The 23,818-nt window shown below is 69.5% G+C and carries 20 protein-coding genes and 2 pseudogenes; 3 read left to right on the top strand and 19 right to left on the bottom strand.

The window, feature by feature from the left end; translation table 11 throughout:
* Positions 1–7: 7 nt before the first annotated feature.
* The 7 genes from mnhG to AC0L6F_RS11340 form a co-directional block, all read right to left on the bottom strand.
* On the bottom strand, positions 8–352 hold the full coding sequence (gene mnhG, locus AC0L6F_RS11370) for a monovalent cation/H(+) antiporter subunit G (RefSeq protein WP_274636695.1): 345 nt from the start codon (positions 350–352) through the stop codon (positions 8–10).
* Entirely contained in the window at positions 352–612 is a 261-nt protein-coding gene (locus AC0L6F_RS11365) for an MrpF/PhaF family protein (protein ID WP_259610883.1), read from the bottom strand. Before AC0L6F_RS11365 ends, mnhG begins: the two co-directional genes overlap by 1 nt.
* Positions 609–1,163, bottom strand: a complete 555-nt coding sequence (locus AC0L6F_RS11360; RefSeq protein WP_473537974.1) for a Na+/H+ antiporter subunit E — start codon at positions 1,161–1,163, stop codon at positions 609–611. The genes AC0L6F_RS11365 and AC0L6F_RS11360 overlap by 4 nt, the downstream gene beginning before the upstream one ends.
* Positions 1,160–2,728, bottom strand: a complete 1,569-nt coding sequence (locus AC0L6F_RS11355) for a Na+/H+ antiporter subunit D (protein ID WP_473537973.1) — start codon at positions 2,726–2,728, stop codon at positions 1,160–1,162. Before AC0L6F_RS11355 ends, AC0L6F_RS11360 begins: the two co-directional genes overlap by 4 nt.
* Positions 2,725–3,249, bottom strand: coding sequence for a Na(+)/H(+) antiporter subunit C (locus tag AC0L6F_RS11350; protein WP_473537972.1), 525 nt, complete (start codon positions 3,247–3,249; stop codon positions 2,725–2,727). Before AC0L6F_RS11350 ends, AC0L6F_RS11355 begins: the two co-directional genes overlap by 4 nt.
* Positions 3,246–6,158, bottom strand: a complete 2,913-nt coding sequence (locus tag AC0L6F_RS11345; RefSeq protein WP_473537971.1) for a Na+/H+ antiporter subunit A — start codon at positions 6,156–6,158, stop codon at positions 3,246–3,248. The genes AC0L6F_RS11350 and AC0L6F_RS11345 overlap by 4 nt, the downstream gene beginning before the upstream one ends.
* A 116-nt stretch (positions 6,159–6,274) precedes the next feature.
* A complete protein-coding gene (locus AC0L6F_RS11340; RefSeq protein WP_473537970.1) occupies positions 6,275–7,309 on the bottom strand; it encodes a LacI family DNA-binding transcriptional regulator in 1,035 nt (344 codons plus the stop codon).
* A 59-nt stretch (positions 7,310–7,368) separates the two neighbouring features.
* On the opposite strand from AC0L6F_RS11340, the gene AC0L6F_RS11335 reads away from it, so the two are divergent.
* Positions 7,369–8,619, top strand: coding sequence for an MFS transporter (locus AC0L6F_RS11335; protein WP_274636689.1), 1,251 nt, complete (start codon positions 7,369–7,371; stop codon positions 8,617–8,619).
* A gap of 41 nt (positions 8,620–8,660) precedes the next feature.
* On the opposite strand, the pseudogene AC0L6F_RS11330 reads toward AC0L6F_RS11335, so the two are convergent.
* The 10 genes and pseudogenes from AC0L6F_RS11330 to AC0L6F_RS11285 all read right to left on the bottom strand — a co-directional run bounded on the left by AC0L6F_RS11330 (position 8,661) and on the right by AC0L6F_RS11285 (position 20,233).
* Positions 8,661–9,949, bottom strand: a pseudogene (locus AC0L6F_RS11330) (MFS transporter).
* 141 nt (positions 9,950–10,090) lie between these two features.
* Positions 10,091–11,521, bottom strand: a complete 1,431-nt coding sequence (locus AC0L6F_RS11325) for an MFS transporter (protein WP_473537969.1) — start codon at positions 11,519–11,521, stop codon at positions 10,091–10,093.
* Between the two features lie 2 nt (positions 11,522–11,523).
* Positions 11,524–13,248, bottom strand: a complete 1,725-nt coding sequence (locus AC0L6F_RS11320) for a thiamine pyrophosphate-requiring protein (protein ID WP_473537968.1) — start codon at positions 13,246–13,248, stop codon at positions 11,524–11,526.
* Positions 13,245–14,747 carry an aldehyde dehydrogenase family protein gene (locus AC0L6F_RS11315; protein WP_473537967.1) on the bottom strand — a complete coding sequence of 501 codons (1,503 nt, stop codon included), beginning with the start codon at positions 14,745–14,747 and terminating at the stop codon, positions 13,245–13,247. Before AC0L6F_RS11315 ends, AC0L6F_RS11320 begins: the two co-directional genes overlap by 4 nt.
* A 30-nt stretch (positions 14,748–14,777) precedes the next feature.
* Entirely contained in the window at positions 14,778–15,572 is a 795-nt protein-coding gene (locus AC0L6F_RS11310; RefSeq protein ID WP_473537966.1) for an ABC transporter ATP-binding protein, read from the bottom strand.
* Positions 15,573–15,581: 9 nt separating this feature from the next.
* A complete protein-coding gene (locus AC0L6F_RS11305; protein ID WP_473537965.1) occupies positions 15,582–16,409 on the bottom strand; it encodes an ABC transporter permease in 828 nt (275 codons plus the stop codon).
* Positions 16,406–17,215 carry an ABC transporter permease gene (locus tag AC0L6F_RS11300; RefSeq protein WP_473537964.1) on the bottom strand — a complete coding sequence of 270 codons (810 nt, stop codon included), beginning with the start codon at positions 17,213–17,215 and terminating at the stop codon, positions 16,406–16,408. Before AC0L6F_RS11300 ends, AC0L6F_RS11305 begins: the two co-directional genes overlap by 4 nt.
* A 27-nt stretch (positions 17,216–17,242) precedes the next feature.
* A complete protein-coding gene (locus tag AC0L6F_RS11295) occupies positions 17,243–18,265 on the bottom strand; it encodes an ABC transporter substrate-binding protein (RefSeq protein ID WP_473537963.1) in 1,023 nt (340 codons plus the stop codon).
* Between the two features lie 39 nt (positions 18,266–18,304).
* Complete coding sequence (locus AC0L6F_RS11290) at positions 18,305–19,327, bottom strand: amidohydrolase family protein (RefSeq protein ID WP_473537962.1); 1,023 nt, start codon at positions 19,325–19,327, stop codon at positions 18,305–18,307.
* A gap of 144 nt (positions 19,328–19,471) precedes the next feature.
* A complete protein-coding gene (locus AC0L6F_RS11285; RefSeq protein ID WP_473537961.1) occupies positions 19,472–20,233 on the bottom strand; it encodes an IclR family transcriptional regulator in 762 nt (253 codons plus the stop codon).
* 100 nt (positions 20,234–20,333) lie between these two features.
* Between AC0L6F_RS11285 and AC0L6F_RS11280 the strand changes: the two genes are divergently transcribed.
* Complete coding sequence (locus AC0L6F_RS11280; RefSeq protein ID WP_473537960.1) at positions 20,334–20,969, top strand: cysteine hydrolase family protein; 636 nt, start codon at positions 20,334–20,336, stop codon at positions 20,967–20,969.
* 9 nt (positions 20,970–20,978) lie between these two features.
* The gene (gene nucS, locus AC0L6F_RS11275; protein WP_473537959.1) at positions 20,979–21,674 is read left to right on the top strand and encodes an endonuclease NucS; all 696 of its coding nucleotides are present in this window, start codon (positions 20,979–20,981) and stop codon (positions 21,672–21,674) included.
* Positions 21,675–21,721: 47 nt separating this feature from the next.
* Here nucS and AC0L6F_RS11270 read toward each other — a convergent pair whose 3' ends face one another.
* Together AC0L6F_RS11270 and AC0L6F_RS11265 are read right to left on the bottom strand one after the other, a co-directional pair.
* Positions 21,722–23,290 carry an HNH endonuclease signature motif containing protein gene (locus AC0L6F_RS11270; protein WP_473537958.1) on the bottom strand — a complete coding sequence of 523 codons (1,569 nt, stop codon included), beginning with the start codon at positions 23,288–23,290 and terminating at the stop codon, positions 21,722–21,724.
* A 300-nt stretch (positions 23,291–23,590) separates the two neighbouring features.
* A pseudogene (locus AC0L6F_RS11265) lies at positions 23,591–23,749 on the bottom strand (coenzyme F420-0:L-glutamate ligase); the annotation flags it as partial.
* Between the last annotated feature and the right edge of the window lie 69 nt (positions 23,750–23,818).

The raw sequence follows: 23,818 nt of genomic DNA, 5'->3' as shown, positions 1-23,818 counted from the left end.
CGCGGGATCAGGCGTCGGGGTCGCGCGCGTCGCGCAGTTCGTCGACGACCATCGAGGCCTCGTCGATGCGACCGTTGCGGTAGGCCTGCCGGCCGACCATGTGCGCGGCCAGCGGCGCGGTCGCCAGCTGGATCAGCACCACCGGCACCAGGAACGCCGTGATCGGCCACGACCGCAGCGCGAGCGCGACCGCCAGGCAGATCAGCATCAGCCCGAGCACCTGCGGCTTGGTCGCCGCGTGCAGCCGGGTGGGCACGTCCTTGAACCGGGCAACGCCGATCGCCGCGGTCAGGCACAGCAGCGCGCCGACCAGCACGAGCACGCCGGCCGCGACATCCATCACCGCGTCCATCACTGCTCCTTCCGCGCCACGAATCGGGCGATCGCGATCGAGCCGAACACTCCCACGGCCGCGATGATCAGCAGCACCGGCAGGGTCTTCGTGTGGTGCGCGAACACCATGTCGGCGCCGAGGACGCACATCACCTCGGTCAGCAGCACGTCGGCCGCGACGGCGCGGTCCAGGATCGACGGGCCGCGCACGATCCGCCACAGCGTCACCAGCGCCGCCACCGCGAAGACCGCGTAGACCACTCCCATCAGCCAGATCATCGTCCGCCTCCCGAACTCGCGGCATCCCGCACCTGCTGCAGCTGTGCACGCGAGCCCACGGCGCGCACGATCCTCGCCTCCCAGTGCTGCACGTTGCGGCGCAGCTTGTCGACGTCGCCCATCGAGCGCACGCCGATGAAGTGCAGATAGATGATGCGCCGCTCACGGTCGGTGTGCACCACGAGCGACCCGGGGATGAGGGATGCCGTCACCCCGACGTGCGTCATGATCAGATCGTCGTCGGTGCGCAGCGGGACGGCGATGATCGCGGCGCCGGGCTGACGGCGCCAATCGACCGCCTGCCAGGCCACGGTGAGCGAGCCCACCACCACGGCGCCGAGGAACGTGATGATGTACACCAGGCCCCACCACAGGTTGATCCGACCGGACAGCTCCGCCGGGGGCAGGCGGAACACCCGGGTGACCACGAGCGCGACGACCAGCCCGGTGACGAACGCGAGGACGGTGAACTGCCCCCACAGCAGCATCCACAGCGCGATGAGCCAGACGAAGAACGGCATCTGCCGCCAGGCGGACCTCAGGGCGTTCATTCCCCGGCCTCCTCATGCAGCTGCTGCAGATGGACCGGCTGGGCGATGCCCACGCCGATCCGCGCGCACAGGTCGTACAGCGGGCCGGCGAACACGGTCAGCGCGATGGTCACACCCACCATCCCCACCGTGGCGGCGGTCATGATGCGCGGGATGACGCGCTGCTCGGTCTCGACCGCGGCCGCCGGAGCGCCCTTCAGATAGGCCACCCGCGACAGCGTCTCGGCCTCGGCCTCGTCGGGTTCGTCCTCCTCGCGCCAGAACGAGAGGTTCCAGGCGCGCATCAGCGCGTACAGGGTCAGCAGCGAGGTGACGATGCCGCCCACGATCAGTGCGATCATCAGCGGCGTGCCCACCTGGGCGGCCGCGTCGAACAGCGCGTACTTTCCGATGAAGCCCGAGAACGGCGGCAGCCCGCCCAGGTTGATCGCCGGGATGAAGAACAGCACCGCCAGCAGCGGGGCCGCGCGCATCAGCCCCTTGACCTTCAGGATGGATGTCGAGCCCGCCCGCCGCTCGATCAGCCCGACCGCCAGGAACAGCGTCGTCTGCACGACGATGTGGTGCACGATGTAGTACGCCGTCGCCCCCAGACCCGCCGGGGTGGCGATCGCGAGCCCGAACACCATGTACCCGACGTGGCTGACCAGGGTGAACGACAGGATCCGCTTCAGCTCGGCCTGGGCCAGTGCGCCCAGGATGCCGACGACCATCGTGGCCAGGCCCACGATCAGCAGGACCGTGTTGATGTCGCTGCTCGCGAAGAGCTGGGTCTCGGTGCGGATCATCGCGTACACGCCGACCTTGGTCAGCAGCCCGGCGAACACGGCCGTCACCGGCGCGGGGGCGGTCGGGTACGAGTCAGGCAGCCAGAACGACAGCGGGAACACGGCCGCCTTGATCGCGAACGCGATCAGCAGCATCAGATGGAGCACAAGCTGGGTGGAGTCGGGCAGCTCCCCCATCCGCTCCGAGATCTGCGCCATGTTCACCGTGCCCAGGGCCCCGTAGATCATGGCGATCGCCGCGAGGAACAGGATGGACGAGACCAGCGAGACCACGATGTAGACCACGCCGGTGCGGATCCGCGACTCGGTGCTGCCCAGCGTGATCAGCACGAACGACGCCACCAGCAGGATCTCGAACCCGACATAGAGGTTGAACAGGTCGCCGGCGATGAACGCGTTGAAGATCCCCGCCGCCAGGATCAGGTAGCTCGGGTGGAAGATCGAGATCGGCGTCTCGTCGTCCCCGTCGGCGGCGCCCTGGCCGACCGAGAACAGCAGCACCGCCAGCAGCACCACCGCCGAGACCCCCACCAGCAGCGCCGAGAGCCGGTCGACGTACAGGACGATGCCGAACGGGATGGGCCAGCCGCCGACCGAGACGGCCAGCGGTGTGTCCGAGGCATCCACGGCCACCAGCAGGATCGCGGCGATCACGAGCACGGCCGACAGGGTGATGACGGATGCCGCGACCTGGACGCGCCGGCGGCGTGCGGCCGCGAGCGTCACGGCCGCGCCCAGCAGCGGCAGCGTGACGATCAGCGGGATGAGCCCGTTCACGAGCGGTCCCCCCGGTCGGTGGGCGCGTCGTCGTCGATCGCCGGGTGGTCGCGATGGTGCAGCACGGTGATCGGGGCGGTGGAGGTGCCGATGAAGTCGGTCGTGACTTTCTCGTCGGCATCCTCGACCTCGACCTCATCGTCCAGGGCGTCCTCCTCGGTGACCCACTCCGGCCCGCGCAGCGCGACGTCCTCCACATCGTCCTCGACGGTGTCGGCCTGGCCGAGCTGCCAGGACCGGTAGATCAGCGCGAGCAGGAACGCCGACACCGCGAACGTGATCACGATCGCCGTGAGGGTCAGCGCCTGCGGCAGGGGGTCGCTCATGGTGTCCTTGTCGGCCTCGCCGAAGAACGGCGCGTCGCCGGGGACACCCATCACGATCAGCAGCAGCAGATTGGCCGCGTTGCCCAGCAGCAGGAAGCCGATGAGGACCCGGGTCAGGCTCCGCTCGAGCATCGCGTACACGCCGCACGCGAACAGCACGGCCATGATGACGATGAGCACGCCGCTGACGTTCATCGCGCACCCGCCTGCTCGGCCGTCAGCTCGTGCAGCTGCCGGTCGACCTCGGCGCCGAGGCTGCGCAGCACGTCCAGCACCAGCCCGATCACCACGAGGTAGACGCCGATGTCGAAGATGGTGGATGTCACGAACTCGACGTGGCCGAGCACGGGCACCTCCGCCTCCAGCACCGCACTGGTCAGCGGTGCCGCCCCGAAGAACACCGGGATGATCGCGCAGGCCACCGCCAGCGTCATCCCGGCGCCCAGCAGCCGGCCGGCGTCCGTGGGCGCGGCCGCGCCGAGCTCGTATCGGCCGCCGGCGATGTAGCGCATCACCAGGGCGACGCCCGCGACGAGTCCCCCGGCGAATCCGCCGCCGGGCAGGTTGTGGCCGGCGAACAGCAGGTAGAGCGAGATGACGATGATGGTGTGGAACAGGATCCGCACGATCACCTCGAGCATGATCGAGCGCTCCCCCGCGCTGACCCGCTGCCCGCCCACCAGCCACGCGCGGCGCCCGCGCGTCTGCCCGGTCTGGCGGCGCAGGCCGTCCGCGGTCTCCACCAGCGGCCGGCGGGAGCGGCCGACGGCGGCGGGCAGGGCGGCGGTGGAGGACAGCAGGTCGGCGCGGTGGGTGACGAAGACGAGGGATGCCACGCCGGTGGCGGCCAGGATCAGCACCGACAGCTCGCCCATCGTGTCCCAGCCGCGCAGGTCCACCAGGGCCACGTTCACGACGTTCCGGCCATGGCCGAGCTGGTACGCGAGCTCGGGGAAGCTGTCGGAGACGGGGGCGGCCTGCCGCGCACCGGTGGCCACGATCGCGATCGCCGCCATGGTCAGGCCGACGGCCGCGCCGAGCACGGCGCGCGCGACCGGCCACACTGAGGCGTGATGGTCGCCCATCCGCGACGGGATGCGGCGCAGCACGAGCGCGAACGTGATCATCGTGACGGTCTCGACCAGCACCTGGGTCACGGCGAGGTCGGGGGCGCCGCTGGTCGCGAACAGCAGGATCATGCCCAGTCCGGTGACCGAGACCAGCACCACGCCGGTGTACCGCTTCCGCGCACGCACGGCCACCAGACCGGCCACGATCATCAACGGTGCCACCAGCAGCTGCATCGGGGTGTGCCACGCCGCCAGGTCGGCGCGCCAGTCCGATCCCGCCAGCAGTGCGGTGCCCTCGGCGGCGACGAAGACCACGAAGATCGTGGCCACGTACAGCGGCAGCGATCCGCGCTGGGTGGTGCGGGTCACGGCGACAGAGACGCGCGCGACTCCGCGCAGGGCGAGGTTGTACACCTCGACCGCGGTGAACGGCAGGACCCGTCGCCAGCGGTCCCACTGCACGGCACGAGCGGCGGCGAACACGAGGGCGCCGACGGCCAGCGTGCCCAGCGAGACCCACAGGGCCGGCTCGAATCCGTGCCAGAGCGCAAGGTGGGCGGGGTGGGCGCCCGGGCCCGCCACGGTGTCGGCATAGCCGGCCAGGACCGGATCCAGCAGCGACGCTGTCAGCCCGGCGACGATCGTCAGCCCCGACAGCAGCACCGGCGCCGCGACGAATCCCCGCGGCGGCACCGGCCATGCCGTATCCGGCATATACGCGCCGTCGGGGGCCTTCTTGCGCCAGAAGGCGCCCCAGACGAAGCGGATGCCGTAGGCCGCGGTGAGCACGGAGCCCAGGACGACCCCGATCAGCGCGACCAGTCCCCACGCCTGGGTGGTCTGGTCGATCAGAGCCGCGAGGATCCCCTCCTTCGCGGCGAAGCCGATCGTGGGGATCACCCCCGCCATCGAGCAGATGGCGATGATCGTGAACGTGGCCAGCACCGGGGTCTGCCGCCCCACCCCGCTCAGTTCGCGGATGTCACGGGTGGACAGCTGCCGGTCGATCACGCCGACGACCAGGAAGAGGCAGGACTTGAACAGCGCGTGGCTGATCAGCAGCGCGAGTCCGGCCAGGGCGAGGTCGCGGGTGCCGTACCCGAGCACCACGGTGAGGAATCCCAGCTGGCTGACCGTGCCGAACGCGAGGATGCGCTTGAGGTCGGTCTCGCGGAGCGCCTGGATGCCGCCCAGCAGCATCGTGAACGTCCCGAGCGCGATCAGGATCGGCCGCCACGGCCCGACGAGGGCGAAGGCCGGGGCCAGCCGCGCGATCAGATAGATGCCGGCCTTGACCATCGCGGCGGCGTGCAGGTACGCACTGACCGGGGTGGGCGCGGCCATGGCTCCGGGCAGCCAGAAGTGGAACGGGAAGATGGCCGACTTGCTCAGCGCGCCGACCAGGATCAGCACGATCGCCGCATCCACGATCGGACCGGTCGGGGCCAGCGAGATGATTCCGGACAGGCTCGTCGTCCCCGCCTGCACCACCAGCAGCACCACGCCGACCAGCATCACCAGGCCGCCGACGGTGGTCACCAGCAGCGCCTGCAGCGCCGCCCGACGGCTGGCACCGCGCCGGTGGTAGAAGCCGATGAGCAGGTAGCTCAGGACGCTCGTGACCTCCCACAGCATCACCAGGACGACGAGGTCGTCGGTGAGCACCAGGCCGTACATGGCGCCGGCGAAGGCGAGCAGCACGGCGGCGAACTGCCCGAGTCCCTCGTTCGAACCGGCCGCGAAGTACCAGCGGCAGTAGAGCAGGACGACGGCCCCCACGCCCGTGACGATCAGCGCCATGATCCAGCCGAGGGTGTCCATCCGCAGTGAGATGCTGACGGAGAGACTGGGGATCCAGCGATATTCCTCGAACGGAATCCGCCCGGCCAGCACGTCGGGTGCCTGCAGGGCGGTGTGCACGAAGGCGACGATCGGCACCGCGGCCGCGGCGTAGAACGCGCGGGGACCGAGCAGGTGGACCAGCCACGGGAGCACCAGGGGAGCGAGGGCGAACGCGGCGAGGAGCAGCAGCACGGTGCGGCCTCCTCGTGCTCGTCACCCGTGCCGCGGCAAGTACCGTGCCCGGGCAGGGACGTTCGGGGTGTGGACTCAATCCTACGGGCCGGTGCCTGCTCGCCGTGTCACGGCTGTCAGGCCGGGCCGGCGGTGTTGCCCGAGTGGAACGTGGAGGTGAAGCGGAAGGACGCCGCGTCCTGTCCGTTCAGCATGGCGGTGACCGCCTGGCCTGCGGCACGGCCCTTGTCTGTGGCCGGCTGGGCCATGGTGGTGAGGTCGTACGGCGCCAGACCGTCGACGCTGATGCCGTCGAACCCGGTCACCGTGAGGTCGGCGGGCACCCGCAGCCCTGCCTCCTCGGCCGCACGGATCACGCCGGCGGCGAGCAGGTCGCTCTGGGCGAGGATCGCCGTCGGCCGCGTGAGCGGATCGGCCAGCAGGATGCGCCCGACGATCAGGCCCTCGTCGATCGAGCTGGCCGCGGCGGCGAAGGCCCCGGCATCCGGATACACGTCCCGGAACCCGGCGAGCCGATCCCGGGTGACGTCGACGGTGATCGGTGCGTCGGGGCCGATCCAGCCGCGCTCGCGCGACTCGTCGCGGGGCAGGGTCACCATCGCCACCCGCTCATGCCCGAGCCGGCGCACGTGCCGGGCGACCTGCCCCTGCGCCTCACGGTTGTCCAGGTCGATCTGCGGGACTCCGGCGCCGGCGTCGCCCTCGATCACGACCACCGGGATGCCGCGGGCCCGCAGTGTCTCCAGCGACGAGCGCATCCGCGGGTTGCAGCCCACGAGCACGGCGGCATCCAGCGGAGCGGTGGTCAGCGTCGGCTCGCGGTCCTCGTCGTCGCGCAGCAGGAGGAGGGCCGCCCCGAGATCGGCGACGCCGTCGGCGATCCCGTCCATCATGATGCGGGTCACCGGATCGAGGAACACCGTGCGCAGCGGCCCCTGGAAGACGATCCCGACGATCCCGCTGCGCCCGCGGCGCAGCGAGGCCGCGCGCGGATCCGGCCCGGTGTAGCCGAGCGACGCCGCCGCGTCGAGCACGCGCCGGCGGGTGGCATCCGAGGTCGGCGTCTTGCCGCTGAACACCACCGACGCCGTCGAGGCCGCGACCCCGGCGGCCCGTGCGACATCGGCGATCGTCGCCCTGCGAGTGCTCATCGTCTCGATGCTACCGGCATCGGTCGTTCCCCTCCGAATCGATTCGATACACTGGCCCGATGGATCTCGCCCTCACCCGTTCTCAGCTCGTGCGCTGGCGCACCGCGATCTTCGCGATCTTCCTGGCCAGCGGGTTGAGCATCGCCACGTGGTCGGCGCGCGTCCCTGCGATCCGCGACACGCTCGGCATCACCCGCACCGACGTCGGGCTGATGCTGCTGATCGGCGGGGCGGCATCGATCCTCGGCCTGTCCACCAGCTCGGTCTTCCTCGCGCGGTGGGGGGCCCGGCGGGCGATGCTGGCGATGATGGTCACCTTCGCGATCGGGATCGCGGTCATCGGCATCGGCACGGATGTCGCCGGATCCTGGCCGGTCGTGACCGTTGGGCTGGTGCTGTGGGGCTTCGGCAACGGCTGTCTGGACGTGATCATGAACGTCGAGGGCGCCGCCATCGAGAAGCAGGTGAACAAGACGATCCTGCCGCTGTTCCACGCCTTCTTCAGCTTCGGCACCGTGATCGGCGCCGGGCTGGGCGTGCTGGCCATCACCGTGGGCATGGTCCCCGCCGTGCATCTGCCGATCATCGCGGCGATCATCGTCGTGGTCGGCGTGATCAGCGTGGCGAACGTGCCGCGCCGCGAGGCGGCCATGGACGCCCCGCAGCCGGCGGCGCAGAAGCAGGACTGGCGGGAGCGGCTGCACATCGCGCTGTCGGCGTGGAAGGAGCCGCGCACGTACGCGCTCGGCCTGATCATGCTGGGCATGTCGTTCGCCGAAGGGGGAGCGAACGACTGGCTTGCGCTGGGCGTGGTCGACGGGCATTCCGCGCCCGAGGCGATGGGCGCCGCGGCCCTGGCGACGTTCTCGGTGTGCATGACCGGGATGCGGGTCCTGGGCGGGCCGCTCGTGGATCGCATCGGCCGGGTCGCGACGCTGCGCGTCCTGTCGGTGCTGGCCACCGCCGGCCTGCTCCTGTTCATCCTCGCGCCGAACCTCCCACTGGTGTTCGTCGGCGCGGCGCTGTGGGGGCTGGGCGCGTCGCTCGGCTTCCCGCTGGGGATGTCGGCCGCGGCCGACGATCCGGCCAAGGCCGCCGCGCGGGTCAGCGCCACCGCCACGATCGGCTACGTCGCGTTCCTGGCGGGGCCGCCGGTCCTCGGCTACATCAGCGACCACATCGGCCTGCTGAACACCCTCTACATCATCGTCGCGCTCATCGTGCTGTCCGGCCTCGCGTCGGGCGCGGCCCGGCCGATCGCGGGATCGCACGTCGGGGCGGGGCATCCCTCCGACCACGACGCTCGCTGACGGCCCCGGCCGACGGCGGGCGAGCAGCGACAGTTGAGCGGTCACGCCCGACGGCGCAGGGCGGATGCCGCGACGAAGGCGACGACGAGATGCAGGACCGCCATCGCCACGGCCGCGATGACGACGACGCCCCACGTCCCGGCGTCCACGCCTCCGGCCAGGGCGCGGCCGAGCACCACTGTCGCCGCGATGGCACCGAGGTAGCGGGTGGACTGCAGCAGACCGGATGCCACGCCCAGCGCGTCCGCCGGCGCCGCCCGCCGCACAGTCTCCGTCATCGCCAGCGAGCCCATGCAATAGGGGACCCCCATCACGGCCGACATCACCAGCATCCAGATCGGGGATGTCGTGAGCACGCCGATCCCCAGCATCCCGGCGGAGACGACCAGCAGCACCGCCATGGTCAGCAGCACCGGGACCAGCCCACGACGGTCGATCAGCCGCGCGACCACGGGAGCCAACGCGATCGTGATGCCGGACAGCGGCAGCATCAGGAGGCCCACGACGGCGGTGGAATACCGGCCGTACCCCTCAAGGAGCTGGGGCAGTCCGAAGAGGGCGAGGTAGTACAGCGCACTGAATGCGGCGAAGCCGGCATAAGAGAGGCTGAGCACGTGGTTCGCCGCCAGCATCCGGACGTCGATGAACGGGACCCGGGCGCGCATCTCGCGCCACACGAACAGCGCGAGCACCAGAATCCCGAGCGCCACCAGCGGCCAGACCATGCCGGGGGCGGCCCCGAGGGCGACCATCAGCAGACTGACCACCGCAACCGCCAAGGTGGTCACGCCCAGCGGATCCAGGACGCGGATGACCGCCGACGCGGTGACCGCCGCACGCCGGGCGTCCTTCGGGGCGAGCAGGGCGACGCTGATCAGCCCGGCCAGTCCCAGCGGAACGTTCACGAGGAAGATGGCCTGCCACCCGGCGAAGGCGATGAGCAGTCCTCCGACGACCGGGCCGAGACCGGCCGCCGTCGTGTTGGCGATCTGGATGCGCGCCAGCAGCCGCGGGGGACTCGTGCCTCCGGCGACCGCGAGCGGCCCCACCAGGGCCACGGCCGCCGGGAACGCCCCCGAGGTCCCGATGGCCAGGATCACGCGCGAGACCAGCACGAGTCCGAAACCGCCCAGCGGGGCGATCGCTCCCGCCACGACGACGAGCACCATGCCGGCCACGAACGTCCTCCGCGCACCGAACGCGTCGACGATCCGCCCATCAGCGGCTGCCCGACGACGGACGCGATGTAGAACAGCGTGACCACCCAGGTCACGTCGACGATGCTCAGTCCGAAATCGTGCTGGAGCGCCAGCAGCGCGACCGCGATCATCGAAGAGTTCAGCGGATTCAGTGTCGTACCCAGGCTCAGTGCCGAGACCGCCCACCCCGCCCGCCGGGCGGCGGCACTCGCCGTTCTGGGGTCCACCCATCGATCTTCTCGCACTCACCCGTCGGCAAGCCGGTGCGGCCGTCAGGCGGGTGTGTCGGCGCGGGTGACCGGGTCGTGTGCGCGCGCTCGCTCCCGCGGCATTCCGCAGGCGGCCAGCAGGTGAATCACCGCGAACATCCCGACCACGGCGAACACCGCGATGCTCGCCTGGAGGACCGCCGCCGGATCCTGCTCCCCAGCGCCACCGCGCTCCAGGATCGATTTGGCCACTGCACCGAGCACCGCGACGCCGAGGGCCTGGCCGAGCGATCGGAAGAATGTGATCAGGCCGGTCACCACCCCACGCTGGTCCCACGGCACGCTCTCCTGGATCGCGACGAGTCCCGGGATCGTGGTGAACCCGAAGCCGACTCCGACCAACGCCGAGCACGCGGCGACGATCCATACCGAGGGGAACGGCGCCAGCAGCGCGAGCCCGGCCGCGCCCATCAGGGCGATGACCGCGCCCACCACCGTCGTCGGGCGCACACCCCAGCTCAGGTACAGTCGCGCCGCCCACGCCGACGACACCGGAGTGCCGATCGCCATGGCCGCCACGGCGACGCCCGCCCAGACCGGCGAGATCCCCGCCGAGACCTGCAGATAGGTGGGGGCGAACGCGGTCAGCCCGACCATGATGCCGCCCATCATCACGCCCAGCACCGCCAGCATCACGACGAGGCGCCGACGGAACAGGGCGAGGGGGATCACCGGCTCGGCTGCCCGCGTCTCCCTGAGGGCGAACAGACTCAGCAGGACCGCCCCACCGCCGAACACGCCGAAGCTCGCGGGCGAGGCCCACGCCCACGCGTCTCCGCCTTCCAGCAGCCCGAGGATGATCAGCGTGAGGCCGCCGGTGATGAGGATCGCCCCTGCGACGTCGATGCGGTGCGGGCGATGCGTCACCTTCTCGCGGATGTTGCGGTGGATGAGCCACGCGGCGAGCAGGCCGAGCGGGAGGTTGATCAGGAAGACGAGGCGCCACAGGTCGAGCATCGCGAACACGCCGCCCACGGCAGGGCCGAGGACGGATGCCGTGGCCAGGGTGACCGCCAGGTACCCCTGCACCCGGGCACGCTCCGTGCGCTCATACAGATCGCCGATCACGGTCAGGGCGAGCGGCTGGATGGATCCCCCGCCCAACGCCTGGACGATGCGGAAGACGATGAGCGACGGCATGCTCCAGGCCAGACCGCACAGCACCGATCCCAGGATGAACACGGCGAGCCCGAACAGCAGCAGGCGCTTGCGCCCGATCGTGTCGGCGAGTTTGGAGAACACGGGCACGGTGACCGTCATCGTCAGCAGATACACCGAGAACAGCCACGGGAACGAGGCGAATCCGCCGATGTCGGCCACGATCGACGGCACCGCGGTCGAGATCACCCACGCCGACATCCCGATCAGGAACGTCGCGACCAGCAGCGCGAGCAGTGCCGGTCCCCGCTGCTCACGCAGTCCGACGGCGGCCATCCTCAGATGAGCTCGGCCGGCTGACGGCTGATCGGCTCGAGCCGCACGCACACGACGGCGGGCTGACCGGCCGCGACCCGGGCCAGGGCCGTGACCAGCGCGTCCTCCAGCTCGTCGAACGAGCCGACGGTGGCACCCCACGCGCCGCCTGCGGCCGTCGCGATACCGGGAAGATCTGCGCTCTGCTGCAGATTCACCCAGTAGCGGTCGGTGCTGTCGGCGGTCATACCCGGGTGCTGTCGATGGAGATTGCGCTTAGTCGCGTTCCAGCCGCCGTTGTCCAGGATGACCGTCAGCACCGGAAGGCGATACCGATCGGCGACCCAGAACGCGGACGACGGGATGCCGAAGAAGTAGGTGCCGTCGCCCACGATGCTCACGACCGTGCGGTCGCCGACCGCGAGCTTGACCCCGAGGGCCCCACCCCCGGACCAGCCCAGCGATGTGCCGCGATTGCCGTACAGCGTGCCGGGCCGACGGCGGGGGAGGTGCCGCCACACGACCGATGCCTCCGAGATGGCCTCGTTCAGCACGACCGTGTCGTCATCGATGAGACCCGCCAGGACGTGGGCGACGCTTCGCGGTGTGAGCAGTCCCGCCGCGACATCCTGCTGCGCACCCGCGACCCAGGATGCGCGCTGCTGCTCCGATCGTTCCTGCAGCTCGGCCGCGCGCCGCGCGTGGCGGCCCGTGGGCGGCACATCGTCGACGAGGTCGAGCAGCTGCTCGAGCACGAGGTCGGCGTCCGCACGGATGAGGTGATCGGCCGGCAGGTACCACAGGGGGATCCGCTCCTGCAGCGGGTCGTCGTTGATCAGGTAGACGGTCGCGTCCTCGCGGGGGCGGGCGGCCGCCGGCATCCAGGGGGCATCGGTGTCGACCGCGACGATGACGTCCGCCTCCTCGAGGAGGGGCAGCGGGTCGTCCCCGAGATGCAGAGGATGGTCGGGCGGGAAGCTGAGCACCTCGGCGTTCACTTCCACCACCGGGATTGCAAGTCGCTCGGCGAGTGCGACCAGCCGCGCCACCGCGCCCTGCCGACGTCCGAGATAGCTGGTGACGATCAGCGGATGCCGCGCGTCGCGCAGATCGCGCGCGAGGGATTCGATCAGCCCACCGGGTGCGGGGATGGCGTCGATCGTCGCCCACCCCGTCGCGCGGATCCGCGGGTCGGGCACTTCCTCGGCCAGCACCTCGCGGGCCCCGGTGAGGTAGACCGGTCCGGCGGGCGCGCTGGCCGCGAGCTGCAACGCCCGTCGAACGACCTGAGGCACGTTCCGGCCGGTGCGGATGTCGTAGTTCCACTTGACGTACTGGCGGACCAGTGCGTGCTGGTCCGGGGCGTCCTGCAGGTGGTTCACGTGGGTGTTCCTGGTCCCCGGCAGCTCGCCCTCGAGCGTGTACGGCGTGAGACCGGCGAAGATGAACACGGGAATCCGCGAGCGGGCCGCGTTGTGCACGGCACCGCCGAGGTTCGCGGTGCCCACGTCCGTGTGCACGAAGACGGCCTGAGGCCGCCCCGTCACCGCCGCGTAGCCGTGGGCGGCACTCAGCGCCGTGTACTCGTGCGGGCAGAGGATGACGGCGGGGTCGGAGACCCCCCGCTCGCGGTCCTCGGCGAGGGCCTCGATGATGGCGGGATGGTCGCTGCCGAAGTTGGCGAACAGGTGGGTGATCCCGGCCTCGCGCAGCGTCGTCACCAGGAGCGCCGCGGCCGACACGGTCATCGCTGCCCCTCGGTCCCGTCGCCCGCCGGCAGCGTCTGGACGTCCACGCTGTGGAACTGCAGGTATTCATCGAGTCCGTACGGGGACGCCTCCCAGCCGATCCCGGACTGCTTCCACCCTCCGAACGGGATCTCGCGCGTGCCGACCGGGCTGAACAGATGGCTGTTGACGATCGTCATCCCGGACTCGATCCGTTCGGCGACCCGGGCGGCCCGATCCAGCGAGCGCGACCACACCGACGAGCACAGGCCGTATTCGGTGTCGTTGGCCATCGCGATCGCCTCTTCTTCGGTGTCGTACGCGACGACCGGCAGCAGGGGGCCGAACTGCTCCTCCCGCACGAGCTCGTCGTCCGGCGCGGCATCCAGCACCACTGCGGGGCGGAGGAAGTATCCGTCGTCCCAGGTATCGGGGTCCAGCATCGTGCCGAGTTCGCGGACGTCCCGCCCGGCGGCGCTGGCGCGCTCCCGCAGGCTCCGCACCTTCTCGAACTGGTCGGCGTTGTTCAGCGGGCCCATCGTCGCGCGCGGATCCAGCGCATCGCCGACGACGATGCGGTCCACCCGCTGGACCAGCAGTTCGCCGAAGGCGGCCAGCCGTGCACGCGGGACGTAGATCCGCTTCACCGCGAAGCACACCTGCCCCGCCCGACGGAACGCCGAGTCCGCGATCCGGTCCGCCGTCACCGCCAGGTCCGCGTCGTCCAGGATGATCGCGGGGTCGTTGCCGCCGAGCTCGAAGTGCACACCGGTGAGCCGGTCCGCGGCCTGCCGCATCACGTGACGGGCAGTCTCGCCGCCGCCGGTGAACGAGACCTTCCGCACCGCCGGGTGGCCGATCAGGGCCGCACCGACCTCGCCTTGCCCGTTGACGACGTTCACGACGCCGGCGGGGAGGACGGATGCCGCGATGCGGCCGATGAGCGTCACCCCCAGCGGCGCGAACGGCGATGGCTTGAGCACGACCGCGTTGCCGGCGGCGATCGCCGGCGCGATCTTGTTGGCCGTGAGGATCAGCGGGGCGTTCCAGGGCACGATGCACGCCACGACGCCGAAGGGCTTGCGCGACACGGTGACCGACGCGCCGCCAGGCCCCGAGTCGTGGCGGACGGACGCGAGCTTCTCGACCAGGAAGGCTCCGACATCGCGGAAGGCGGCGGCCGCACCGAGGAGTTCGCGGCGGATGATCTCCCGCACGCTGCCGTTCTCCTGCGCGACCAGGGTGGCGAGGCCCGCCGCGGCCGCATCGATGCCGTCGGCGATCTGGGCGAACAGGCGGACGCGCTCCTCGGGCGGCGTCGCGGCCCACGCGGGAGCCGCCGCGGCCGCCGCGCGGACGGCAGCGTCGACATCCGCCACCGTCCCGGCAGCCACGGTGCCCACCAGCTGCGCGACCCGGCCCGGATTGTGCACCTCGATCACCGCCTCGGACTGCTCCTCACGTCCGTCGATGAGCTGTCCCAGGCGCACCGGCGCCGTCGTGTCGATCGTGTGTGTCACGGTCTCTCCTCGGATTCGATCAGGCAGGGGTCAGTGTTCGCGCGGCATCACCAGCGACAGCAGGTGGCTGCGCAGGGCGAGGAACTCCTCGCTGGCGCGCGTCTCGACCTGTGACCGCTCATCGCCCAGGTCGACCGGGACGATCTCCTTCACTACGCTCGGGCTGTTGGACAGGACCACGATCCGGTCGCTGAGATAGATCGCCTCGTCGATGTCGTGCGTGACCAGGACGACGGTGATCCCTCGCTCGCGCCGCACGCGCAGGATGAGATCCTCCAGGTCGAATCGCGTCTGGGCATCCACGGACGCGAACGGCTCGTCCATGAGGAGCAGGTCAGGATGGTAGGACAGTGAGCGGGCGATCGCGACCCGCTGCTGCATCCCGCCGGACAGCTCCCACGGGTACTTCCTGCCGACCTGCGAGAGACCGACGCTGTCCAGCGCGTCTTGGATGCGCTCAGCGCGCTCTGCTCGCGGGATGCGCCGCGCCGCCAGCGGCAACGCGATGTTCTTCGCGTTCGTCAACCACGGGTACAGCGAACGGCTGTAGTCCTGGAACACCAGGCCCAACTCGTCCGGCACGCTCGTGAGCGGCCGACCTTCGAACGTGATCGAGCCGGAGCTTGCCGGTGCGAGGCCGGAGATGCAACGGAGCAGCGTCGTCTTGCCGGCGCCGCTGGGACCGACGATGCAGACGAACTCGCCCTTGGTGACGGTGAAGGTGACGTCGTCGATGGCGAGGTTCGCCTGCTCGGTGCCTTCGTTGTAGATCTTGCGCAAGCCGTCGACCGCGAGCACGGTCTGTGTGGTCTGAGCGATGGTCATGACAGCCTCCTACGAACCGCTCAGCGCACGCGACCGGTAGTACCACCGGAGGACGATGCGCTCGACGAGCATGAACAGGTAATTGAGCGCAGTGCCCAGCACGGCGAGGACGAGGATGCCCGTCCACATCTTCTTGATCGCGAACGAGGCCTGCGCCTGCAGGATGAAATAGCCGATCCCGGACTGCGCGGCCACCATCTCGCTGACAACCACGAGGATGATGCCGACGGTGAGACTCGCACGCATCCCGGCAGCGATCTGCGGTGCCGCACCGGGCAGGACGAGCGAGAAGTACTGCCGCCATCCGCCGAGCCGCAGTGCACGGGCCGTGTCGAATTTCACCCCGTCGATGCCGCGCATCCCGTCGAGGGTGTTCAGGAGCGTCGGCCAGATCGAGCCCAGCGCGATCAGCGCGATCTGGCGCATGTCGCCGATGCCGAAGATCGCGATCATCGCCGGCAGGAGCGCCGGGGCGGGAAGCACGTAGAGGAAATAGATGATCGGGTTGGTCGCCGTGCGCACGAGACGCAGCCGCCACAGCACCGATCCGCCCACCAGCCCGATGAGTACGCCGGCCGCGTAGCCGATCAGAAGGTTCTGGACGCTGCTCACGGCGTTCGTCCATGCGCCGAAGAGAATCCACTGGTTCCACGTCTCGACCAGGATGTCCTGCAGCGGGGGGAAGAAAGGCGATGTGCTGCGCGCGGAGAGCACCCACCACGCCGCCACCAGCAGCACCGGCAGCCACAGAGGGGTCAGGACGCGACCGAGCCCTCTCAGCGGGATGGGAGGAGAAGAACGCGAGACGCGCACGACGCTCGTGGTGAGCCGGCTCATGCCCCCACCGCCCCGTTGGACGCACGGATGTTCCGTTGCGATTCGTGCCAATGCATGAGTCTGCGCTCCAACAGGAAGAAGGCACCGGTGAGGACCAGCCCGAGCAGGCCGGCGACGAGGATGTAGGCATACATGGTCGGGTAGGCGGAGGTCCCGGAGTTCTCCGCGAGCAGGATGTTGCGTCCGATCCCCTCGGCACCCCCGACGATCTCGGCGACGACCGCGAGGATCAGGGCCTGTGCGGAGGCGATCCGCATCCCGGTCACCAGGTACGGCGACGCACTCGGGATGCTGACCGCGAAGAACCGTCGGATGCCGCGCACTCCGAGCGCCCGCGAGGTGTCGAGCACGACCTGGTCCATGGACTGCACGCCGTAGATCACCTGGATCACGAACGGCCAGAAGGCGGCGAAGCAGATCAGGAACACCTTCATCGGCAGGGTGGAACCGGCGACCAGGATCACCAGGGGAAGGATCGCGATGGCCGGAATGGCCTTGAAGATCTCGATGACCGGCGCCGCGCTGCGCAACGCGAATCGATTGGACGCGAGAGCGGTGCCCACCGCTATCCCCAGGGCGATCGTGATGATCATCCCGATCAGCCACCCCAGGAGCGTTGCGCCGACGGCGCTCCACACCCGCCCCGAGACGACCTCATGCCACAGAGCCGCCATCGAGTCGGCCATCGTCGGGAACTGGACCGAGCTGACGATCCCGGTCGATGTCACCCCCTGCCACAGGAGGAGCACGATGAGCACCGTCGCCGGCGGCAGCACCCATGCGGTCCACATCCTCTGCGTGCTCATCACGCTCCTCCCTTCGCCGGAACGGGTCTACTTCTTCTGGAGCGCGCCCGGATACACCAGAGTGCTCACGTCGAGCGCTTCGGTCGCCGAGGCCGCCGCCTTGTCATCGGAGTACTTCACGAGGAAGCTCTGCGCCGTCGTGAACGCGTCGAGGCTCACATACGGGACGCCGCCGATGTTCCACTTTGCCTCTTTCGCCTGCTCCTCGCTCAGGCCCATCCCGGGGATGAGCGCCTTGCGAGCCGCATCCGGGTCCGCGTTCGCCGCATCGATCGATTCGATCATCGCCTCAGAGAACGCCTTCACGGTGTTCGGGTTCTGATCGATGAACGACTGCGAGGTGTTGAAGAACGTCGTCGCCGTGTTCCCGAACATGACCCCGTTGTTGTAGGCGAGCACCTTGCCACCCGCGTTGAGCGCGTCTCCGGCGAACGGCCACTGCATCACGGCCGCGTCGACGTCGCCGTTCGCAAGCGCGGCGGCCATCTGACCGAACGGCAGCTGCACGAGCTTCATCGACTTCGGGTCGATTCCGGCCTTCTCGGCCAGCGCCCACGAGGTGAGGGTGTTCATCGACGAGAGGCCCACGGTGGCCAGGCGCTTGCCCGCCATCTGCGAGAAGTCGGTGATGCCGGAATCCTTCGACGCGATCGTCACGGTGCCGTCGTCGTCCGGCTTGAGCTGTCCCTCGATCGACGAGACCGTCCGGATCGGGATGCCGTTCGCATTGGCGGTGAGCACGTGCACGACGGTCGCGAAGCCGAAATCGTACTGGCCGCTCGCGATGCCGGAGATGATCGCCGCGATGTCGGTCTGCGGCACGATCTTCAGGGTCAGGCCGTGCTTCTTGAAGATCCCGGAGTCGATGCCGTAGTACATCGGCGCGAACTGGGAGGACGGGTTGATGGCGACGGTGAGGTCCGCCTTCTCTGGTCCGCTGCCTGCGGAATCACCGGAGCCGGACGGTCCTGACGAGCATGCGGCCAGGAGGAGCGCGGCGGATGCCGCGAGCGCGACCGCGCCCAGCTTCCTTCTGCGGAGCAACTTCATTGTGTGCCTCGATTCTGTGTAGGTGGTGCGTCGGCAGCGCTACAGCCCCAGGAGCTGGGTGACGTTGCCGTGGTAGATCGCTTCTCTGTCGGCATCCGTGAGGATGTCCATCTCCTGGAGATTGGCGATCGTCGACCGGGTGTAGCCCGGTCCCTTCTCGGGATCGAAGGGGGTGTCCGATCCGAAGAGCGTGCGATCGACGCCGAAGAACTTGATCGCGGTGCGCATCGCGTCGCCGGCGCCGAAGTATGCGGTGTCGACGTAGAAGTTCTTGAAGTAGTCGATCGGCCGTTTTGTCAGCGGGTAGCCGGTGATGTCCTCGCGCTGGCTGTCCGGCGTCCGCGCGCCCAGCTGGTCCCACCCGGGGCCCACACGCCCGGCGAAGTGCGGGATCATCGCACCGCCGTGATGCATCAGGATCTTGATGTCGGGGAGTCGCTCGAAGATGCCTGCGAAGACCACGCGCGACATGAACGCCGCCAGGTCGTACTCCCACCCCAGCGTCCACCAGATCTCGAATTTCGACCGTTCTTCGGTCTTGTAGTCGGCCCAGCTCGAATCGCGGCAGGGATGGACCTGGATCATCTTGTTCCCGCGCCGCGCCACTGCTTCGTAGAACGGGAAGAAGCGCTCCTGGTCCATCGGGCCGCCATGGTGGTGCGTGTAGATCTGGACGCCGACGGCGCCCAGCTCGTCGAACGCACGCTCGGCCTCTGCGATGGCCGCCTCGACGTCGTCGAGCGAGACCGCAGCGCAGAAGCCCGCGAAGCGGTCAGGATGGTCCGCGACGAGCTCGGCCATGCCGTCATTCGCGATACGTGCGAGTTCGGTCGTGCGCGAGGCCGGTCCGAGATCCTCCAGCGGAGGGGCTGCGGTGTTGATGACCTGCCGATAGTCGGATCCGAACTCATCCATGAACGCGAACCGCACGTCCATGTCGACCAGTGCAGGGACTCCGCTCACCCTCTTCTGGATGTTGCGTGCCACCGGGCTGTCGTCGATCGCGAAGAGGCGGTCGGCGTAGGCACGCGGGAGCAGATGGCAGAAAGCATCAATCTTCATCGCTGAAGTTCCTTTCCGGGCCACTTCGACGCGGCCCGACGACGTCCTGTCACCCAACCGCGCGCCGGTGACAGGGGCAATGGAGAGCCCCCGCCGATTCCGCTGTGCGGAATCAATGAGGGTCGGTCGAGGCCGAGACGCCTCTCACCGGGCCAGGTCGGCGCGGATCTGCCGCGCGCACTCGCGCAGCTGGATGACGATCTCGCGCAGGTCGAGGCGCTTCAGTCGTGCGGTCGGGGCCGACATGGCAACGGCTGCGATGGTCCGACCGAGGTGGTCCTTCAACGGCACCGCGACGGCGCTCAGCCCAGCCTCGCTCTCCCCGTGGTTGATGGCGTAGCCCCGCATCATCACGAGCGACAGTTCGTCCACCAGCTGGGTGAACGTGTTCGTTCGTGACGTGAGCTTGCGCAGTCCGTGCGGATACATCGCCTTCAGCGTCTCGCGCGGCAGCTCCGCGAGCAGCACCTTGCCGCCCGAGACCGCGTACGCCGGCAGAAGGGTCCCGGTGAGCACATGCGTGCGCACGCGTTGATCGCTCTCATACCCCGCGATGAAGCGGACCGACGTGTCTTCGAGGACGAGGAGGTTCACGGTCTCGCCCATCCGTCCCGCGAGCGCCTTGAGGTGCGGTTCGGCCGCCACGCGCACGTCGAACGAGCCGGTGCTCTGCAGGCCGAGTTCGATCAGCGCGGGTCCGGCACGATACGCCCGACTGACCCGGTCCTGGGTGACGAAGCGACGGGCCTCGAGCGTGCTCAGCAGTCGGTGGGCGGTGGACGGGGCCACACCAAGCTGCCTGGCGGCTGAGGTCACCCGCAGCTCGGGCTGCTGATGAAGCAGAAGGAGGAGCCGAAGCGCCGTGTCGACGGACTCGACGCGGCTGCGGGCCGGGTCAGCGCTCATCGTCTCCTCGCTCGCGGTGCACGGGCGTCACGGCGCTGACGCATCGGGTATGGTGAGCCGGACTCCGCGTCGCCGCTGCCGCAGGAGCGAGAGGAACCCCATGCCGGAACTGCCCGTCCGCTTCGATCCTAGCCGCGCCGCACTGATCGTCATCGATGTGCAGAACGACTTCTGCGATCCCACCGGGGCCGTCGCACGGCTGGGAAGCGATGTGGCCGCGGTCGGTGCGATGGTGCCCCGGCTGGTCGCCCTCATCGACGCGGCGCGAGCGGCATCCGTGCCCGTGGTCTTCGTGCGCACGACGCACGACGAGACGGATGACACCGCCGCCTGGTTGAGCCGGTACTCGGCGGATCCGGCCGACGCTCCGGCGGGTGTGATCTGCCGCACCGGCTCGTGGGGAGCGGAGTTCTACGGCGTCGACCCGCTGCCCGGCGAGATCGTCATCACCAAGCACCGCTACTCCGCGTTCGTGGGCACGAACCTGGACATGACGCTGCGCACGCTCGGCGCACGTTCGCTGCTGTTCACCGGCGTCGCCACCGAGGTGTGCGTCGAATCGAGCCTGCGTGACGGGCTCTCCGCCGAATACCTCGTGTCGCTGGTGGCCGACTGCGTGGCGACATACACGCCGCAGGCGCAGGACGCGTCGATCGCCGTGGTCGCCCGCAGCTTCGGCATCGTGACCTCGGCTGCCGAGCTCACGACGACCTGGGGAACAGCGACCCACGGGTAGGCTCATCGGGTGCGCCTTGTCATCGCCCGCTGCTCCGTCGATTACCACGGGCGTCTCAACGCGCACCTGCCGTTGGCCACGCGACTGCTCGTGCACAAAGGCGACGGCAGTCTGCTCGTGCACTCGGACGGCGGATCGTACAAGCCTCTGAACTGGATGAGCCCGCCATGCACGCTGGTGGTCGAGCAGCCGAGCGAGGATGCCGCATCCGCCGGCGTGCTCGAGCAGTGGCGCGTCACCCACCGCAAGAGCGGCGACGAGCTGGTCGTGCAGATCTACGAGCTGATTCACGACTCCCACCACGAGCTCGGCCTCGACCCGGGGCTGCAGAAGGACGGGGTGGAGGCTGACCTGCAGCGGCTTCTCGCCGAGCAGGTCGATGTGATCGGCGACGGTCTCACGCTCGTGCGCCGCGAGTTCCCCACGGCGATCGGGCCCGTCGATCTGCTGCTGCGCGATCCGGCCGGGGGCACGATCGCGGTGGAGGTCAAGCGCCGCGGCGACATCGACGGCGTCGAGCAGCTCACCCGCTACGTCGACCTGCTGGATCGCGACCCGCACCTGACGCCGGTGCGCGGCGTGTTCGCCGCCCAGGAGATCAAACCTCAAGCCAAGGTGCTGGCCGCGGACCGCGGCATCCGCTGCGTCACCCTCGATTACGACGGGATGAAGGGCATCGAGTCCGGGGCGCCCCGCCTGTTCTGATCCGGATCCGAGCTGCTGGATTTGGTCCTGACGGACTGCCCACCGCGTCAGAAGGGTGCGGGGTCGCGGGCGAGGGCGTGGCTGATCTCGTGTCTGTGTCGTGGTTCGTCGACGATCAGCGCGATGGGTTCGAATCTGACGGTGTCGGGTGGTCGGGTGTGGTGGATGCGTCCGGTGGGTGCGGTCCATTCCAGGATCCCGCCGGGCAGCTGGATGACGGTCCAGTCGGTCTCGTGTTTGAGGGTGTGGTGCCGTTTGCACAGGTGTGCCAGGTTGCACAGACACGTCTGCCCGCCCTCGGCGTACGCGACAGTGTGGTCGATGTCGCATTTGTGGGCGGGGCGGCGGCAGCCGGGGAACCGGCAGTGCTCATCCCGTACCTGCAGGAACAGCCGCTGTCTGTTGGTTGGCCGGTACCGGTCCACACGGGTGGGGACCCCGGTGCACGGGTTGGTGAACACCCGGGTCCACGCCCGGGCCGCCCCGGCCAGGTCCCGGGCGGTGTCATCGTCGATCGCCCCGAACCCGACCACGGTCGCCCCGCCGATGGTTTCGCCGGTGAGGGTGCGGGCCGGGATGGTGACCTGCACGGTTCCGGTGATCGCCCCGAGCTGGTTTCTGGCCTGTTCGGTGGTGCCGTGCCCGTCGGGGATGTTGGTCAGCAGCAGGTCGCTGAACACGTCCGCCATGATCTGCGACCGGGTCCGCTCATCGAACACGACCTCCCCAGACCCGGCATCCCCAGACTCGGCCTCTTCAGACTCGGCATCATCGCTGCCGCCGTCCGCGACGCCGTCCGAGTCCGCGTCGGCGCCGGCACGGTCGGCGAGGGCATCCGGGTCCGCGTCGGCGTCGGCACGGTCGCGGTTCGGGTCTGCCCCGGCGTTCGCATCCGCGGCCGCATCGGCGACCGCAGCCGCGGCTTCGGCTTGGGCTTCGGCTTGGGCGCGGTCGGCGGCGTTCTGTTCGTACAGCTGATCGGCCATCTCCTGCAGCCGGTTCACGATCCCGACACCTTGGGTGGTGGGCAGGTCCGCGGTGATCCGGGCAAGCCCCGGTTCCAGCTCCCGCACCGTCACCCTCCGGCGTTTCACGGCGTCCCGGACCCGTTGCTGGGTGCCTTCCGGGTCCAGCCGGGACACCAGCCCGGACAACGCCGGCCGCAACTGTGCCGGGGTCATCTCCCCCGCCATATCCACAGCGACCGCCTCGTACTGACGGCGCACCCGATCGTCCTCGATCACCGCACCGGTCTCCGCGATCAGCGTCGCATGCTCCGGCCAGATCCGGCCGTCGCTGGCCTCGCACAACGTCTCATAGAACCGGTGGGTCAAGCTCCACGCCTGCGACACCTTCCGCGCCACCTGCCACTCGCTCAGCCGCAACGCGGCCGCGACCTCGGCATACACCTCCCGCATACCCAGCTGCGACGAGCAGGTGACCGCCCCATTCCCGTCCCGGACGGCGCGTTCCCGCTCCCGCTCCTGGACCAGCCCGCCGACCCGTTCGAAGAAGAACATCTCCGCCGCGAACGCCCGCGCCGCCAGGGCCCGCGACCCGGTCAGGTCCTCGACCAGCTGATCCAACTCCGACAGCACCGCAGACGATGATGACATCAGCGAAACCTCCGGTCTGTCCCTCGGGTGAACTACCTTCAGTGTATCGAACGAAGCTTCGCTGTGTCAATGATCAATTCATGATTATCCCGTCAGATCGGTCGGTATCAGCATCCCCATCCTTGCCCTGCGATCTGGTTCAGATGCGAACAAAGCAGCGGCTCGCCCGCACCCGTCGACGCTCGCCCGAACGACCTTCATCTGTCCCTGATGCACGGGAAACGCCGGCTTCGCGTACATCAGCGACAGCTGAAGCGGGCCGAAGATCGCGGCGCGCGCCACCCCCACGGCGCGGGGCGATCAGACCGCGCGGACGATGCCCAGCGGAGTCGACTCGTGGCCCTGACCGAGCGGGTTGTCCCTCAGGATCGCCCGCAGCCGGTGTTCGTCGACGGCCTTGTCCAGCGTGGAGCCGAGGATGTTCCCGCCGAGGTCGTCGATGTCGACCACGGCTACGTCGCAGGCCAGGACCGCGCCCACCGGGCCCCTCCTGAAGGATCCGTGCCAGCCCGCCACCGTAGGCTGGGG

The sequence above is a fragment of the Microbacterium sp. G2-16M genome, assembly GCF_055809115.1.
Note: the sequence above shows the minus strand (reverse complement) of the source record. Positions and strands in the feature narration are given on the sequence as shown.

Coding starts and splice junctions, on each gene's coding strand:
- AC0L6F_RS11350 (WP_473537972.1), bottom strand. CDS start 3,249: ATGAACGTCAGCGGCGTGCTCATCGTCATCATGGCCGTGCTGTTCGCG.
- AC0L6F_RS11285 (WP_473537961.1), bottom strand. CDS start 20,233: ATGAGCGCTGACCCGGCCCGCAGCCGCGTCGAGTCCGTCGACACGGCG.
- AC0L6F_RS11310 (WP_473537966.1), bottom strand. CDS start 15,572: ATGACCATCGCTCAGACCACACAGACCGTGCTCGCGGTCGACGGCTTG.
- AC0L6F_RS11365 (WP_259610883.1), bottom strand. CDS start 612: ATGATCTGGCTGATGGGAGTGGTCTACGCGGTCTTCGCGGTGGCGGCG.
- mnhG (WP_274636695.1), bottom strand. CDS start 352: ATGGACGCGGTGATGGATGTCGCGGCCGGCGTGCTCGTGCTGGTCGGC.
- AC0L6F_RS11335 (WP_274636689.1), top strand. CDS start 7,369: ATGGATCTCGCCCTCACCCGTTCTCAGCTCGTGCGCTGGCGCACCGCG.
- AC0L6F_RS11290 (WP_473537962.1), bottom strand. CDS start 19,327: ATGAAGATTGATGCTTTCTGCCATCTGCTCCCGCGTGCCTACGCCGAC.
- AC0L6F_RS11300 (WP_473537964.1), bottom strand. CDS start 17,215: ATGAGCACGCAGAGGATGTGGACCGCATGGGTGCTGCCGCCGGCGACG.
- AC0L6F_RS11340 (WP_473537970.1), bottom strand. CDS start 7,309: ATGAGCACTCGCAGGGCGACGATCGCCGATGTCGCACGGGCCGCCGGG.
- AC0L6F_RS11320 (WP_473537968.1), bottom strand. CDS start 13,248: ATGACCGTGTCGGCCGCGGCGCTCCTGGTGACGACGCTGCGCGAGGCC.
- AC0L6F_RS11360 (WP_473537974.1), bottom strand. CDS start 1,163: ATGAACGCCCTGAGGTCCGCCTGGCGGCAGATGCCGTTCTTCGTCTGG.
- AC0L6F_RS11295 (WP_473537963.1), bottom strand. CDS start 18,265: ATGAAGTTGCTCCGCAGAAGGAAGCTGGGCGCGGTCGCGCTCGCGGCA.
- AC0L6F_RS11280 (WP_473537960.1), top strand. CDS start 20,334: ATGCCGGAACTGCCCGTCCGCTTCGATCCTAGCCGCGCCGCACTGATC.
- AC0L6F_RS11305 (WP_473537965.1), bottom strand. CDS start 16,409: ATGAGCCGGCTCACCACGAGCGTCGTGCGCGTCTCGCGTTCTTCTCCT.
- AC0L6F_RS11270 (WP_473537958.1), bottom strand. CDS start 23,290: ATGTCATCATCGTCTGCGGTGCTGTCGGAGTTGGATCAGCTGGTCGAG.
- AC0L6F_RS11325 (WP_473537969.1), bottom strand. CDS start 11,521: ATGGCCGCCGTCGGACTGCGTGAGCAGCGGGGACCGGCACTGCTCGCG.